Here is a 14,674-nt window from a genome sequence, read left to right as displayed (position 1 = left end):
AGGCGTATCAATGGCACTGGCTACTCATTTGGAATCTGAAACTTGACACAGTAATTCATGGTCATCGAACAACTATATACGGGCTGCCTGGCCCAGGGAGCGTATTATATTGAAAGCAATGGCGAAGCAGCCATCATTGACCCACTCCGCGAAACGGCTCCCTATATCCGAAAAGCAGAGAAAGCAGGTGCCCAAATCAAGTATGTTTTCGAGACCCATTTTCACGCCGATTTCGTATCGGGGCATATCGACTTAGCCCAAAAAACGGGGGCTACCATTGTGTATGGTCCTAATGCAAACACGAGCTACAAGGCTTATCATGCGAAAGATGGTGAAACGTTTGCTCTGGGTGACGTGATGATAAAAGTGCTGCACACACCCGGCCACACCCAGGAATCCACAACCTATTTGCTCATCGACGAAACAGGAAAAGAGTGCGCTATTTTTACGGGCGATACGCTGTTCATTGGCGATGTTGGCCGCCCAGATCTGGCGATTAAAGGCGATCTGACGGAACGCGACCTGGCAGGTATGCTTTATACTAGCCTTCAGACCAAAATTATACCCCTTGCCGACGATGTGATTGTTTACCCAGCTCACGGTGCTGGTTCTGCTTGCGGCAAGAACATGAGCAAGGAAACAACCGATACGCTCGGCAATCAAAAACGCTTTAACTACGCGCTACGGGCGAAATCGAAGGAAGAGTTTATTGAGAAAGTCCTTGATGGGTTAACAACCGCTCCCGCTTATTTCGCCGAGAATGCCCGACTCAACAAAGAAGGCTACGAATCTATTGATCGCGTGATGCAACGGGGTAGCCAGGCGTTGTCGCCCGATGCATTCGAGGCTGCGGTTAATGAAACAGGCGCACTCATTTTGGATGTACGCGATGCCGTTGACTTTGCTAAAAGGTTTATCCCGAACTCCATCAACATTGGCCTGAATGGCCAGTTTGCTCCCTGGGTTGGGGCGTTGATTCCAGATTTAGTACAGCCTATCGCGTTGGTTACGCCCATAGGTCAGGAAAGTGAAACCGTTCTACGGCTGGCCCGTGTTGGTTATGATCATTGCATTGGTTTTCTGGAAGGTGGTTTTGAGACCTGGAAAGAATCAGGCAAGGAAGTCGATACGGTTGAGTCGATTTCGGCTGATGAGTTCGACAATCGATGGCAGCAAAACCCTGACATGATTGTAGTTGATGTGCGGAAGCCAGGTGAGTTTGCCAGTGAGCACGTTACAGGTGCCGAAAATCTGGCCTTAGATAACCTCAACGATCATATGGCCGAGATTAGCCGTAACGAGCCAGTGTATGTCCATTGCGCAGGCGGTTACCGTTCTATGGTGGCCAACTCAATCCTAAAAGCGCGGGGCTTCGATAATGTTGTCAATGTGGAGGGTGGTATGGCTGCCATCAAAAAAACGAGCGTACCGATTTCAGCCGATACGCCCGTTTCTCATTAAAAGTCGTTTGAGTTACTAATTCTTCTCTATTATCAACACCAATCATCTTGTTAGACCGAAGTTCGGTGCTACTTTGTTTGTCTGAACCCTTAACAGATGGCGCAGAAAGAGGCTAAAGCACGAATTAAAATCAATAAACTGCTTGAGGAGGCAGGATGGCGCTTTTTTGATACAGATAAGGAACCAGCCAACGTAACGCTGGAATACATACGAAAATCAGTTCGACGTACCTAAACGAACTTGGCGAAAATTTTGAGCAGATCAAAAATGGATTTCTTGACTTTTTGCTACTTGATGAGCGTGGATTTCCATTAGTCGTGCTGGAAGCGAAAGCCGAACACATTCACCCCCTTACAGATAAAGAACAGGCTCGCAAGTATGCTGTCAGCCAGAATTGCCATTACTTAATTTCATCAAATCGCAATCTGCATTTTTTACATAGGAAGTTGAGTAATAGAAACAACGGACCATTTATCATAAATCCTGGCCAACTTATTTAATGCATACTTGCCGAACGCGTACCCTTATTGAGGAAGTACCTACCGATGGGCACAGCCCCATGAAATTCCTGTGCGATGATGGCAATCTGTATTACTGTAAGTATAGAATTCGGGCGAACGCCATTGAACTGGATTTTTTGGCTTATGAAGTAGTCAGCTATACGTTGTTACGAGCACTTAACCTCCCCACACCTGACGTAGCACTGGTGGAGGTACAGGTAGGGTCGTATCGCCCGGATCAATTAAATGCAAATCGGCGGTTTATAAAACCAGGCATTATTTGTTTTGGCTCGCGCGCCCTGCCCCATGCTGATTTGGTTCGCCAGACAGAAGCCGTCTGTTCAACCCGCGCGTTTAAACGTTTACTGAATCCAACCGACCTGATTCGTCTGGCTGTATTTGACCTTTGGGCAGATAATACTGACAGGGGTCGAGCATTCGAGGGCGGTTATAATTACAATCTGCTTTGTGTACCTTATGAAGGAAAGACTCAGTTTGTAGCGTTCGATAACGCTTTTACATTCGGAGGTGAAAATGGCCTTCGTATTTTCAATCCAGAATGGCCATTACTACCCCAAAACCGTCTATTTAATAGCCCTTATTACAAAGCGGTTGTGAAACATATTACACCAAGCCGACGTTTCACTGTGGCCAACGATTGTCTATCTTTGTGCTATGAACGGGGTAAACAAGCTATACATACGGCATTTGCCAGCTTACCGCCTACTTGGGGAACACCGCCATCGCTGCGTACACGAATGGTCGATTTCTTGCTGAATGATCAGCGACGAATTGCTATTCAGACACTTCTTAATCAGTCTATACCCTTTTGATTGATCGTTCATTATGAATACGTTCATTACAGCTCTATATATACAGACCAACCCGTTGTCCCTCGAAAAAATTGTCTTCGGGCTCTTGGGTGTCTCGGATCAGGCTGTCTTTTTTCATACGTCTGACCATAAACTATCCGTTGCTGAGCAATTGCTCGGGAAGCCGGTTACTCAGTTTATTAAGAATAGTTTGAGTAGCCTGCGTGAGACGGTGAAGCAGCACAACAAAGCGTTTAAACAGGAACTATTTGGTAAAGCGCTGTCGGCATTTAATGCCTCTTATATTAGTACGTTAAGCCAGTATAGTAACGGGCTTCTTCAATTTGGCGAACCAATGCCCCTTGCTGGGGGTCTGTCGAGAACACAATTCATTGATTTGTACGAAAAATTTGTTGGTGAACCCTATAATCCAGCCGCTAGCGGGCGTGGTGCCTTTGCGCGGCTTGTCAAAAAAACACTTGATGTGCCGGGGTTAGATCAAAAGGCCGATATCAATTATCCGTTGAAACCGGGCAGAATTAAAGGTCTACTTAAACCAACCAACGTAACGCTACTCACTACGCATGGTGTTCTGATCGTTTATCAACAAATCGACTTTACTAATACAGAAGCTGTTGTGGCGAATAATCTTTACGAATATGAAGCCGTAGCGGACATACTAAATCCCTACTCAAAAGTTAATTTTGACCGGCCTGGTCAATTCAAGATAATTGCTGAAACTCCACCCATTCAGTCACCCCAGCATGAACAGTTTGAGACGGTAAAAGAGATCAAGAAAAGTATTTTTTCTATTATTACACCTCAACAATTAGCTGAAGAGGCACGGCTTATTGCGTCAAATGGTCATGTGAAAGCGTCGGTAATTTTAGAAGAGGAAAAATAAAAGCTGGTGTTTTTAATAAACTGAAGGGCCGGACAGCAAATCATTTGCTGTCCGGCCCTTCAGTTTATATTCTTTGTTTCATAGAATATGTTCCAGGTATTCAATCAGTGAGCGCGACATATTCTACTTCTCGGGCGATGTATTGTTTAAGTCGGGTACTTATGGATGCTGGCGTCACAAGTTCGATTTTACGATGCAGGGAATCTTCAAAAAAGAAGGCTAAGTGCATCAGATTTTTAAATGATGCCTGCCCAGCTTCATACTCCACTAGTAAATCTATATCACTATCAGGGCGTTGCTCATTTCTGACGAACGACCCGAACAAGCCAATTCGTTCGACACCGAACGCCCTAATCTGCACCCGGTTTCGCTGTATGAATTGAAGAATTGTTTGCTTGTTCAGTTCCATGATAGACTGATTTATGATTGGCAAAGGTCGTTAAAAGCTGGACACCTACGTTTACTGTTTCTTCTCCGGCATCAGCACCAGCCGAATATAATTCGAGCCGAAGTATTGATTAGCAGCAGCCTTCGTGCTCTCGACAGTTACTTTATTCAACTGTTCGCTTTCGTGCAGGACTTCGTCGGGCGCATCGCCGTTATAATATTGGTTCTGGAGATAACCGAGCCAGAATTGGTTGTCTTTCAGTTGAAGCTCCGTTTCCCGGCGGGTTTCGGCTTTGAATTTGGCAATATCGGCGGGTAAAGCTCCCTTTTGTTTTAGGTCATTGATCAGCTCCTGCGTTGTAGCAATGAGTTTTTCGACGTTCTCAGGCGCACAACCGAAATTGATGCGGAAAGTGTACCGTGGCACCGGGTATTTAGCATAAGCCGCGTTGGCACCAACACCGTAAACACCACTTTCTTCTTCCCGCAGCTTTTCAATCAGCTTAATTTCAAGTACCTCGGCCAGAGCATCCAACTGAGTAGCTGTTTCTGGTGACCAGTTTATATCGCCCGTGTAGACTAACTGTACCGATGCTTTTGGATCAAGGCCTTTGTAAACGGTTTTGCTGACTTCTCCCTTCGGAGCACGAATCCCTAAATCCTTAAATTTCTCTGGTTTATCCGTGGCAGGCAATCCACCCAGGTATTTCTCCACCAATGGCTTCAGCTGGTCTTCTTTGAAATTGCCAACGAAGTAGAATGTAAAATCGCCCGCATTGGCAAAACGCTCCTGATAGATTTGCAGCGCCCGATCAAGGTCAATTTTATCCAGATCCTCGGGTTTGAGTGGTTGCCGACGCGGGTTGTTATTACCAAGCGTAACCGCCACGGTGTCCTGAAAAACGCCCTGTGGGGTTGGTGTATTGATCCGGTTTTGCAGGGCACTTCGCTGGTTTGACAGAAAGCCTTTTACAACATCGGCATCTTTACGCGGTTGGGTAAAGTAGCTATGCAGCAATTGCAGGGCTGTTTCCAGATCTTTTGGCGCTGCACTACCATTAATACCCTCGGTCAATTCGCCTACATACGGAAATACGCTCACTTGCTTTCCCGACAGGAATTTCCCCAGTTGAATCTGGTTGTAAGCGCCCGTACCACCCATAGCCGTGAGCGTAGACGAAAACCGCGCCGACTGGAAATCCTTCAGATCATAGAGCGACGTGCCCCCAAAACTACTGGCCGAAAACAGAATCTGGTCGTTCTTGAAGTCCGTTGGTTTCAATATCACTCGGACGCCATTTTTGAGCGTCCATTCTGTTACGCCGATATCAGCAACTTTCTTTTCATTCACAACGGGCGAACCAGTTGGTTGAGTAGCCAGCAGCGGGCTATCGATAGTTTTATCCTCGTAGGCCGTTAAGCCTTTTCCGGCATCGTCTACATAGCTCAGAATCTGCGCTTCGGTCGGGAGTTTAGCTTTGTCCTTTTCGGGAGCCATCACAATCACTGCGCGGTTATCATTGTGGATGAACTGATCAACCAGCGCATTTACTTCGGCCAGTTTAATGCCGTCCTGCTCTTTTTTCAGGAAATCATAATAGAACTCAATGCTGGTGTACGGCTCTTTATCCGTGAAATTCTGGACGTATTCATTCACGAAATTGACCGAGCGGGTTTTGTTCCGTTCGCTGTAGGCCTGTTCTACATTGGTCATGAACTCCTGTTTGGCACGAGCCAATTCGGTAGGCGTAAACCCGAACTGTTTAACGCGGGCGTTCTCGTCTAACACCGCCCGAATGGCCTTTTCAACGTTGCCCTCTTTAGCTACGGCAATAGACGTGAAGGCGTCCAGATTACCCAGAAAATCGCTGTAATTGCTGTAACCACCCAAAAATGGTGGGTCGGCGCGTTGGGTTAGTTCCTGAATCCGGTTGCCTAGCATGGTGTTGAACAAGCCGCGTTTGATACTTTCACGCAGATCATTCAGCGTTTTCTCTTTGATTTCCGGGCGTTTGTAAATCACCTGCACCACCGTGTTCGGTTGCTCAGGGTCGGTTACGATAACAACTTTCGTGTCTTTATGGGCTGGAATTTCATATTCCGTACGCGGCTTCGGGTTTTTCACAGCGGGAATCCGTCCGAATTTCTCGCGAATAATGCCTTCTACCTGCTTTATATCGAAATCACCAACGGCGATAACAGCCATCAAATCAGGACGATACCAGTCCTTATAATATTGTCGAAGAACTTCAGGCTTAAAAGTGGTCAGTACCTGTTCAGTACCAATGGGCAGGCGTTTCGAATACTGCGAATTATTGAGCAGAAGCGGAAAGTATTTATCGCGCATCCGCTGACCAGCACCACGTCCGAGCCTTCGCTCTTCCAGAATTACACCCCGTTCTTTATCTACTTCGGTTGGATCGATGGTGGCATTATGCGCCCAGTCTTCCAGAATCTGAAATGCTTTGGTAAATACATTGGCAGAATCCGTCGGAACAGGCAGTTGATAAACCGTTTCGTCGAAGCCCGTATAGGCATTTAAATCGGCGCCGAAGCGAACGCCCGCCGATTGCAGGAAGTTTACCAGTTCGTTTTTAGGAAAATTTTTGGTTCCGTTAAACTCCATGTGTTCCATGAAGTGGGCCAGCCCTTGTTGGTTATCCGTTTCCAGTACTGAACCCGCCCGAATAACCAGCCGTAGTTCAGCACGATTTTTTGGCTCAACATTTTTACGGATGTAATACGTCAGGCCATTGGGTAGCTTCCCGACTTTAACCGCAGGGTCGAGTGGAATTAGACTAGCAAGGTTAGGCATTGCGGCCTGTGACGATGAAGGCTTTGGCGCGGAGGCAGGTTTGGCACCTGTTGATTTGGGTTTAGGAACGGGTTGTGCTACAACCAGCGTAGCACTGATTAACAAACTCAGTGAGAGGGGAAAACGTACCATTTGGTCGTTTGAATTAGATTATGGTTTTGAAAACGAATGTACACAACAATAACGATTCGATAACGTGAATCGTTTAGTGCTTCCAAACTAACAAAACACCTATTACAATCGACGCAAGGACTGATAGCCAGCAGATAACAACAACCCATCGCGTTGGAATTTCCCACATGGGTGCATGCAGTCGCACCGTTTCCTCATCGACCTCCACGGTGCCATAAAAATTCCGTGTACAGAAATCCTCCCAATCCGCATAATCAGCGAACTGGGCGAGTGTATCCAGAAAAAAGGAGGAATTAGCGTCAGACGATTGCCAGAATAGTTGCAACTCATGGGCTTCTACCCGCCGATGGGTATGCCTATAAATCAGTTCACTTAACTGCACAAAGTCGCGAAAACGCCAGTGGGACGATTGTTCCCAATGCAGGATGCGTTCAATTTGTTGTTTGAGATTATGGGCATGCTGAGTCACACCCTAATAATAGTATTTTCCGGGTAAAGTAAGCAGATGGCCAATGGAAAATGCATAATGCCACTCAATTGGCCGTTCGTAATTGCCATTGTACATTATACATTTCCCATTATTCATTTTCCATTGGCTTGGCCGATCTATTTGCTCCCCAAAAACTCCTGAATAGCCCGTGGAAAATTCTTGCCTTCGTGGCCTGATCGGCTCAATTTCACAAGTGCAAACCGCTGGAGAATGTCCAGCTGGAGCCATTGTTGAACTGTTAAAGGGCTACACTCCCATTCAATAGCCTTCTGTTGTACTTCAGTGGACACATCACCCAGGTACTCCCAGACGGCATCTACTTCGCCTAGTTCGCTAGCTTGATGCTGACATCTGGCCTGAACAAGTTCAATCAGGTCGAGTCGGTATTGATTAATCTCAGCAGTTGTATAGCAAGGTTGTTCTGCTAATCGTGCTTTGTCAGCAATAGTGAGTTTAACCCATTCAGGAAGTTTTAACTTAATGCCGCAGGTATCCAGTTTATAGCGAACAACCATCGGAATGCAGCGGAGCGAACTGACAAAATCGTTTTCGAAAGCGAAGAAAATTGGGGCAATAGCAACTGGTTTCATAGAAAAATTATTTTTAACCACAGAGTGGCTAATATTTTTTTAGTTGACAAACTCTACTGCTAATTCACACATTTCATCTTTCGGCGCGTCGCAGGTTGAACAGGTATAGTCATTGGGTAGATTATCAAACAGGGTACCTGCCGGAATGTTGCGTCGTGCATCGCCATATTGCTCATCATAAACCGTAAAGCAATGCAGGCATTGGTGTACATGCGTTCCTGTAGTAGGAGCCGACTCTGGCTTTTCTATTTCATGTCGAATCGTTTCCCCACTTTCCTGTGATCGGCGGGCATTGAATTTCCGGCACAGGCGAGTTAATTGGTTCGGCAGATGAAGTTTGAATAATCCCTTTTCAAACAGATGATACGTCCGACTGTTGGGATTGAAGTTTTCGGTAAAATAAACATCGTAGACACTAAACAGCGCCAGTTGTCCTAACCGAAGCAATGGGCGTTTACGCACCAGCACCGAGCCGAATACTTCTGATTTCGGGCGCGTTTGAACACCGAAACAAAGTCCGAAGGTTCGGGCATCATTCTTCTCAAAATAACGGATTATGTAATTTTTTAGCTCGGTTCCTTCGTCGGTATGATCTTCGGTTTGCCAGGCTAGCTCATTGGCAGCGTGACGTACATTAATGTTGTGCTTTCCCAGTACATGCGACCAGCCCGCACGATCTTTCGTTTCAATCCCCTTAATAATCAGCGACTTCCAAGGCGTGATGCACAATTCACCGATACGAGTTTTTAGGCACAAGGCACAGATATCGAGCACAAAGGCGATAGAAAATAACTCATCCCGACGATAAAGACCCAGCCATGATCGCTCTCCGTATCGATTGAAGCCTTCATAATACGGTAGCGAGAATTCAGGTAACTCCACGTCCTGTGTAGCGGGTTGTGTAATAAAGCGCTGCGTTGCAGTAACCTCTTTATAGAGGCTATTTTCTCCCTGGAAATCCTGCTTCAGCATAGCCTCTTCAACGGCTTTGGCCAGTCGGCCAATGTCGTTGGTGTAGATTAACTCCGGCCACCTGAACAGGCTATTACGCTGCTTCGGGCGCACATACAAATACCAGAAATGTGGCTCGGGAGAGGCAATAAAATTGAGATTTCCGGTAAAAAATGGGGTAAAGCTCTGATTCGAATCCGATAAATTAACCTTTAGTCGAGGCTGATAATCAAACTGATCCAGAACGGTATGGTATTCACTCTCCCGCAGCCAGGCACCGGTTCTGAATACGTCTTCCCCATAATACGAACTGATAATATTAGGGTACTGATCCGTATTCAGCTCATACGAAATCTGGTGTTGCTTCAGGTTTTTTTCCAGAAACCGCATGTCTTCGTAATGCACCGTCATTAACAACTGCTGACGCGCACCAAATCGCACCTGCCTAACCTTAGCATCGTAGGCCAATGATAACACGGTTTGTAATGCCCCCGGCGAAACAATCCCGGCGGGCATATTGACTTTCAGGGTATAGTAGTCGCGCATGATTTGAATGTATAATGGATAATGCACAATGAATAATGCAGGCCAGTCATAAGGTTTTCCACGCTATACATTTTCCATTGTACATTATTCATTAACTAGAATAGCCTCACTCATCTTCTCCAAAATACTCCGCACCTCGGGCCTACACGAGCCGCAGCCTGTTCCGGCACCGGTTTTCTGACATAACTGCTGAAAATCGGTACAGCCAGCCTGAATAGCCCGCTCCAGATTTCCCTGGCCAACTGTATTGCAGGAGCAAACCAGTTTGCCTTCTACAGGATCAACTTTTTTGCTGGCCCGCAGGAGTTGAAGCCGCTTTTCAGATAATTCAGTCCCATTGGCAATGAGCTCACGGAATTCAGCAAACTCGTTTTTATCTCCGACTAAAATAGCCCCTATGAGCTTGTCGCCCTGAACGATACACTTCTTGTAATACCGTTTCGACTTGTCGATGAAGACGATTTCTTCATAACTGCTACCAGCATTAGACGGAACTTCGGTTAGGCCCATGCTGCACAAGTGCAGACCTTCCATTTTCAAAATGCTGATAGACAAACTGCCTTTGTAAGGCTGCGAAATATCACCAGCAATAAATCGGGCGGCAGCTTCAGCCTGTTGTTCAGCAGCCAGGGTAATGCCCCACATCTGTCCGTTCCATTGCGCTACTTCGCCAGCGGCAAAAATATCGGGGTCCGATGTTTGCAGGTAATCATTCACGACTACGCCCCGGTTGCAGGTCAGACCGGATTCCCGGGCGAGTTCAATGTTGGGCACCGTACCAATAGCAACGACGACTACCTGACAATCAATCTTTTTGCCTGATTTTAATTGAACTCCTTCAACGTGATCCGTACCCATAAAGGTTTGAACCTCTTCATTGAAATAAACATCAATGCCTCGATCAAGAAGTTCTAAATAAAGCAATTCACTGGCTAATGGGTCGAGCTGACGCTCCATAAACCGGCCTACCCGCTGAATAACTGTTACCCGAACGTCAATTTGACGCAGGGAAGCTGCCAGTTCAAGACCCAGCAACCCACCACCAACAATAACGGCGTGGGGATCACGCTGATTAAGGAAGGGCATAAGCGAATCCGCATCGAGCCGTGAACGCATATTGAAAATACCTGGCAAACGAGGGATTCCTTTAGGCATAAACGCCTGACTACCGGTACCCAGCAAAATCTTGTCGTAGGTGTGTTCTATGCCATCGGTATCAACTACAACCTTCGCATTCCGGTCAATGTGAGCAATACCAACACCTTTATGAACAATAATGCGGGCCTCCTCAAACTGATCCTCACGCAGTTTGACAAGTTGCTCCCATGACTGCGCCCCACTAATGTAATCGGGCAAAAGAACCCGGTTGTAGAAGGGGTAAATCTCTTTGGAGAAAACGTGTATCTCGTCGTTAACCGGCGTAGAAGGGCTATCCACCCGGCCCGATTTCAAGGCGCGATAGGCGTTGATAAAACCCAAACCCGCTGATCCGGCACCGATAATTATGATTTTTTCAACCGGCTTACTATAAGGAACCACCTCAACTGCCGAGAATTTAAAATCAGGTTCTTTAGAACGCGGGTCAACGAGCGAGCTGGTCAGGTTATTAGCCCGATTCAGATTGCTATTCCCCGAATCACCCACCGACTTCTTGCCCCAGTGCATCGGTAAAAAGCACAAGCCAGGACGCACATCATCCGTCAGTTGAGCCTTCACCCGAACCTCACCCCGGCGTCCCCGCACCTCAACCAGTTGCCCCTCTTCAATATCGCGTGCTTTGGCATCATCCGGGTGGATTTGCAGGAAAGGCTGCGGGCTATGCTGGTTCAACTTGGCTACCCGACCCGTTTTGGTCATGGTGTGCCACTGGTCGCGGATACGACCAGTGGTTAAGACAAGCGGAAAGTTACCATCGGTTGGTTCAGATGTATTTTCATCAGGCACCGCGTGTATTTGCGCACGGCCATTGGGTGTATAGAATTTGTTGTCGGTGAATAGGCGCTTGGTGCCAGTTTTCCCTGCCTCCTGCTCCCCGTTTCCCGCCGGATAAGGCCACTGAACAGTGCGCTTTTCCTTGAGTAAGTTATAACTCACCCCCGTTATGTCAACGTTCGTTCCAGCGGTGAGTTGGGCATATTCGTCGTAAACGTCCGATGTGTTTGCGTAGGTAAAGGCATCGCCGAAACCCATTTTTTGAGCGAATCGCCAGATGATTTCTGAGTCAGGCAGGGCTTCTCCAGGCGCATCGAGAACTTTGGGCAGGTGTGCAATCCGTCGTTCGGCGTTGGTCATGGTGCCTTCTTTCTCAAGCCAGGCTGCAGCGGGTAGCACGACATCGGCAAACTGCACGGTATCAGCCCGGTTCGATACATCCTGAACAACAACGAAACGAGCATTCTTTAACGCTTTTTCGGCTGCATTAAGGTCAGGCATACTCACCAGCGGATTGGTATTGATAATCCAGATGGCTTTCAAGCGATCATCGGCTAATGCCTCAACCATTTCCGTAGCGGTCAGGCCGGGTTTCGAGGCTATTTTAACCGGGCTATTCCAGAAGGTTTCGACTTCGGCACGGTGAGTTGCATTTGTTACATCACGGTGCGCGGGCAGCACGTTCGCTAATCCTCCGGTTTCACGGCCACCCATCGCATTCGGCTGACCCGTAAGCGAAAATGGTCCATTGCCGGGTTTACCGATCCGCCCCGTAATTAAGTGTAGGTTAATCAGGGCCAGATTCTTGTTCACCCCAATGACCGACTGATTCAGGCCCATTGTCCAGAGTGAGAGAAAGCCTTTCGAGCGGCCAATCCAGTCCGCGGCCTGCTGAATACCTTCTATAGAAATACCACAAATCTCCGCGGCTTCGCTGATCGAGCGCTTCATAACCTGCTCGCTGTAGGCCGTAAACCCGTCTGCGTGATTAGTAATGAACTCAGCATCAATATCGCCGTTTTCGATCAGCAACCGGCCAATGGCATTGTTCAATACAATATCGCTTCCGGGACGAATGGGTAAATGGAGATCTGAAGACCGGGCCGTATCGGTTTTGCGGGGATCAATGCAAATGATCCTGACGTGTGGGTTAGCCGCTTTGTGGGCTTCAATCCGACGCCAGATTATGGGATGGCACCAGGCAGGATTTGCCCCCTGCACCAGAAAAACGTCGGCTTCTTCGATGTCATCGTAACAAACCGGCACCGAATCCTCGCCCAATGATAGTTTATAGCCAACTACCGCCGAACTCATGCACAAGCGGGAGTTCGTATCAATGTTATTTGAGCCAATAAACCCTTTTATGAGCTTATTAACCAGGTAATATTCTTCGGTCAGGCACTGCCCCGATACATAAAACGCGACGGAACCAGGGCCATATTTCTGGATAAATGTCCTGAACACGGCAGCTGTACGCTCTAAGGCGGCATCCCAACTTACCCGTTGCATGGGCATATTCCGGTTGAGACGCATCTGCGGATGCAGCAGTCGATCCGACTGATCCATAACCGTATAATGTAGATTCATCCCTTTCGAGCAAAGCAGGCCCCGATTCGATGGGTGCTGCTTATCGCCCTCAACGGTCAATCGTCCGTTCGGCTCCTGTTTGACCACAATTCCACAGCCAACACCACAATAGCAACAGGTCGTTTGATGAGTCATGATTTTAAAGGGAGAGGAAAATAGGAGAGGGAGGAAAGGGACGAGGGAAAGAGGGAAATAAATTCATTCCTTTCTTACCTCTCTTCCCTTTCTCCCTTAATTCAACTGCAATTCCGCTTCTGCCTGTTCCAGAACAACTTCTTTACTGAAATTCACCAGGAATAAGAGCAATCCGGCAGCAACTACAATACAGCCTATGTATAGGAAGGCCTGGCCGTAGCTGATGGACTGCGACTTGAACAGAAAGGCCATCAACATTCCACCGAGGTTCCCACCCGCACCCACTACACCAGAAATAACACCGACTGCTTTAGGGTTCACGAAAGGCACAATGGCGTAGGTGCTGCCGTTCGACATTTTCAAGAACAGGGCGAACGTAATCATGGAGATGATAGCCAGCGGCAAACTACCCGCCTGCGCAAACAGCATGATTCCAGCTCCTTCCAGTACCAGCATGCCTGCCAGCAGGATGCCTTTGCCGCGCATCCCGTATTTATTGCCGACTTTATCAGCCAAAATTCCGCCAAGAGCACGGGCAAAAATATTCATGCCGCCAAAGAGCATGGCCCAGAAACCGGCTTCTGTTTCGGCCAGTTTGAAATTATCAAAGAAATAAAGCGCGGCTACTCCATCAAAGGTGATTTCCATGCCGAAGCAGCAGGCATACGCAAGGGCCAGCGCCCAGACGCGGATGTCGGCGCAGGCTGCCCAGAAACTTACCTTTTCCTCTGTTGCCACCGACCGTTCGATCTCTGCATAGTTGCCCGCAGGTGTGTCTTTGGTAAAGCGATAATAGATGAATGCCATAATGAGCATTAGCACGCCCGGAAAAATCATTGCCAGCCGCCAGGCTTCGGGCTTTGTATAGCCGAAGCCAACGATAGCGGCCATGATGAGTGGCATAGCCAGTTGCGTGATGCCTCCGCCCAGGTTCCCCCAGCCACCCGCTACGGCGTTGGCTGTGCCTTTGATTTTCGGCGCAAACATGATTGATGTATGGAACTGCGTAATCACGAACGATGCGCCAATGACACCAATCGCCAGTCGGAACAACAGAAATGTGGTGTAATCATGCGCCAGACCAACGAACATAACTGGTAATGAACCCAGTACCAGTAAGGCTGTATAGGTTTTGCGCGGCCCCCAGGTATCGCACAGCCGACCAATGACCAGGCGGGCCAGGATTGTAGCAGATACAGCCGCAATGATGGTATTACCCACCTGTGGTTTGGTTAGCCCTAAATCGGCGCGGATGGCGGGCATCAGCGGAGCCAATCCAAACCAGCCGAAAAAGCAGACAAAAAAGGTTAACCACGTAATATGGAAGGTCCGCATCTGCACACCTTTTACGTTGAATATGTTTAGCGAATCGAGCGGTTTATTTGATGTGAGATTCATGCTAGTTGTGTTTAGAAAACGAGGAAATAGTTGT

The 14,674-nt window shown here is 47.7% G+C and carries 11 protein-coding genes; 4 read left to right on the top strand and 7 right to left on the bottom strand.

All coding sequences use genetic code 11. From position 1 onward, the window contains the following. The first annotated feature begins 57 nt into the window (after positions 1 to 57). The 4 genes from ACYVGO_RS01685 to ACYVGO_RS01670 all read left to right on the top strand — a co-directional run bounded on the left by ACYVGO_RS01685 (position 58) and on the right by ACYVGO_RS01670 (position 3,677). Complete coding sequence (locus tag ACYVGO_RS01685; protein ID WP_460967096.1) at positions 58 to 1,461, top strand: MBL fold metallo-hydrolase; 1,404 nt, start codon at positions 58 to 60, stop codon at positions 1,459 to 1,461. A gap of 96 nt (positions 1,462 to 1,557) precedes the next feature. Beyond that, positions 1,558 to 1,695, top strand: coding sequence for a hypothetical protein (locus ACYVGO_RS01680; RefSeq protein WP_460967095.1), 138 nt, complete (start codon positions 1,558 to 1,560; stop codon positions 1,693 to 1,695). Between the two features lie 265 nt (positions 1,696 to 1,960). Further along, positions 1,961 to 2,794, top strand: coding sequence for a HipA family kinase (locus ACYVGO_RS01675; protein ID WP_460967093.1), 834 nt, complete (start codon positions 1,961 to 1,963; stop codon positions 2,792 to 2,794). 13 nt (positions 2,795 to 2,807) lie between these two features. Beyond that, a complete protein-coding gene (locus tag ACYVGO_RS01670) occupies positions 2,808 to 3,677 on the top strand; it encodes a hypothetical protein (RefSeq protein WP_460967092.1) in 870 nt (289 codons plus the stop codon). Between the two features lie 100 nt (positions 3,678 to 3,777). On the opposite strand, the gene ACYVGO_RS01665 is transcribed toward ACYVGO_RS01670, so the two are convergent. The 7 genes from ACYVGO_RS01665 to ACYVGO_RS01635 all read right to left on the bottom strand — a co-directional run bounded on the left by ACYVGO_RS01665 (position 3,778) and on the right by ACYVGO_RS01635 (position 14,640). Then, positions 3,778 to 4,086, bottom strand: coding sequence for a nucleotidyltransferase family protein (locus ACYVGO_RS01665; protein WP_460967090.1), 309 nt, complete (start codon positions 4,084 to 4,086; stop codon positions 3,778 to 3,780). A gap of 51 nt (positions 4,087 to 4,137) precedes the next feature. Next, entirely contained in the window at positions 4,138 to 7,011 is a 2,874-nt protein-coding gene (locus ACYVGO_RS01660; protein ID WP_460967089.1) for a M16 family metallopeptidase, read from the bottom strand. Between the two features lie 73 nt (positions 7,012 to 7,084). After that, entirely contained in the window at positions 7,085 to 7,480 is a 396-nt protein-coding gene (locus ACYVGO_RS01655; protein WP_460967087.1) for a hypothetical protein, read from the bottom strand. Between the two features lie 137 nt (positions 7,481 to 7,617). Continuing rightward, positions 7,618 to 8,091, bottom strand: coding sequence for a nitrate reductase associated protein (locus tag ACYVGO_RS01650; RefSeq protein ID WP_460967085.1), 474 nt, complete (start codon positions 8,089 to 8,091; stop codon positions 7,618 to 7,620). 39 nt (positions 8,092 to 8,130) lie between these two features. Next, the gene (locus tag ACYVGO_RS01645) at positions 8,131 to 9,588 is read right to left on the bottom strand and encodes a rubredoxin (RefSeq protein WP_460967084.1); all 1,458 of its coding nucleotides are present in this window, start codon (positions 9,586 to 9,588) and stop codon (positions 8,131 to 8,133) included. Between the two features lie 84 nt (positions 9,589 to 9,672). Beyond that, the gene (locus ACYVGO_RS01640; RefSeq protein WP_460967082.1) at positions 9,673 to 13,242 is read right to left on the bottom strand and encodes a molybdopterin-dependent oxidoreductase; all 3,570 of its coding nucleotides are present in this window, start codon (positions 13,240 to 13,242) and stop codon (positions 9,673 to 9,675) included. A 96-nt stretch (positions 13,243 to 13,338) separates the two neighbouring features. Then, complete coding sequence (locus ACYVGO_RS01635) at positions 13,339 to 14,640, bottom strand: NarK family nitrate/nitrite MFS transporter (RefSeq protein WP_460967081.1); 1,302 nt, start codon at positions 14,638 to 14,640, stop codon at positions 13,339 to 13,341. Positions 14,641 to 14,674: the final 34 nt, after the last annotated feature.

The sequence above is a fragment of the Spirosoma migulaei genome, assembly GCF_054776855.1.
The sequence above is the reverse complement of the archived record's forward strand: the minus strand, read 5'-3'. Positions and strand labels throughout refer to the sequence as shown.

Excerpts from the sequence above, each read along its gene's own strand:
- ACYVGO_RS01660 (WP_460967089.1), bottom strand. The coding sequence starts at position 7,011 with ATGGTACGTTTTCCCCTCTCACTGAGTTTGTTAATCAGTGCTACGCTG.
- ACYVGO_RS01670 (WP_460967092.1), top strand. The coding sequence starts at position 2,808 with ATGAATACGTTCATTACAGCTCTATATATACAGACCAACCCGTTGTCC.
- ACYVGO_RS01675 (WP_460967093.1), top strand. The coding sequence starts at position 1,961 with ATGCATACTTGCCGAACGCGTACCCTTATTGAGGAAGTACCTACCGAT.
- ACYVGO_RS01665 (WP_460967090.1), bottom strand. The coding sequence starts at position 4,086 with ATGGAACTGAACAAGCAAACAATTCTTCAATTCATACAGCGAAACCGG.
- ACYVGO_RS01635 (WP_460967081.1), bottom strand. The coding sequence starts at position 14,640 with ATGAATCTCACATCAAATAAACCGCTCGATTCGCTAAACATATTCAAC.
- ACYVGO_RS01680 (WP_460967095.1), top strand. The coding sequence starts at position 1,558 with ATGGCGCAGAAAGAGGCTAAAGCACGAATTAAAATCAATAAACTGCTT.
- ACYVGO_RS01640 (WP_460967082.1), bottom strand. The coding sequence starts at position 13,242 with ATGACTCATCAAACGACCTGTTGCTATTGTGGTGTTGGCTGTGGAATT.
- ACYVGO_RS01685 (WP_460967096.1), top strand. The coding sequence starts at position 58 with ATGGTCATCGAACAACTATATACGGGCTGCCTGGCCCAGGGAGCGTAT.
- ACYVGO_RS01645 (WP_460967084.1), bottom strand. The coding sequence starts at position 9,588 with ATGCGCGACTACTATACCCTGAAAGTCAATATGCCCGCCGGGATTGTT.
- ACYVGO_RS01650 (WP_460967085.1), bottom strand. The coding sequence starts at position 8,091 with ATGAAACCAGTTGCTATTGCCCCAATTTTCTTCGCTTTCGAAAACGAT.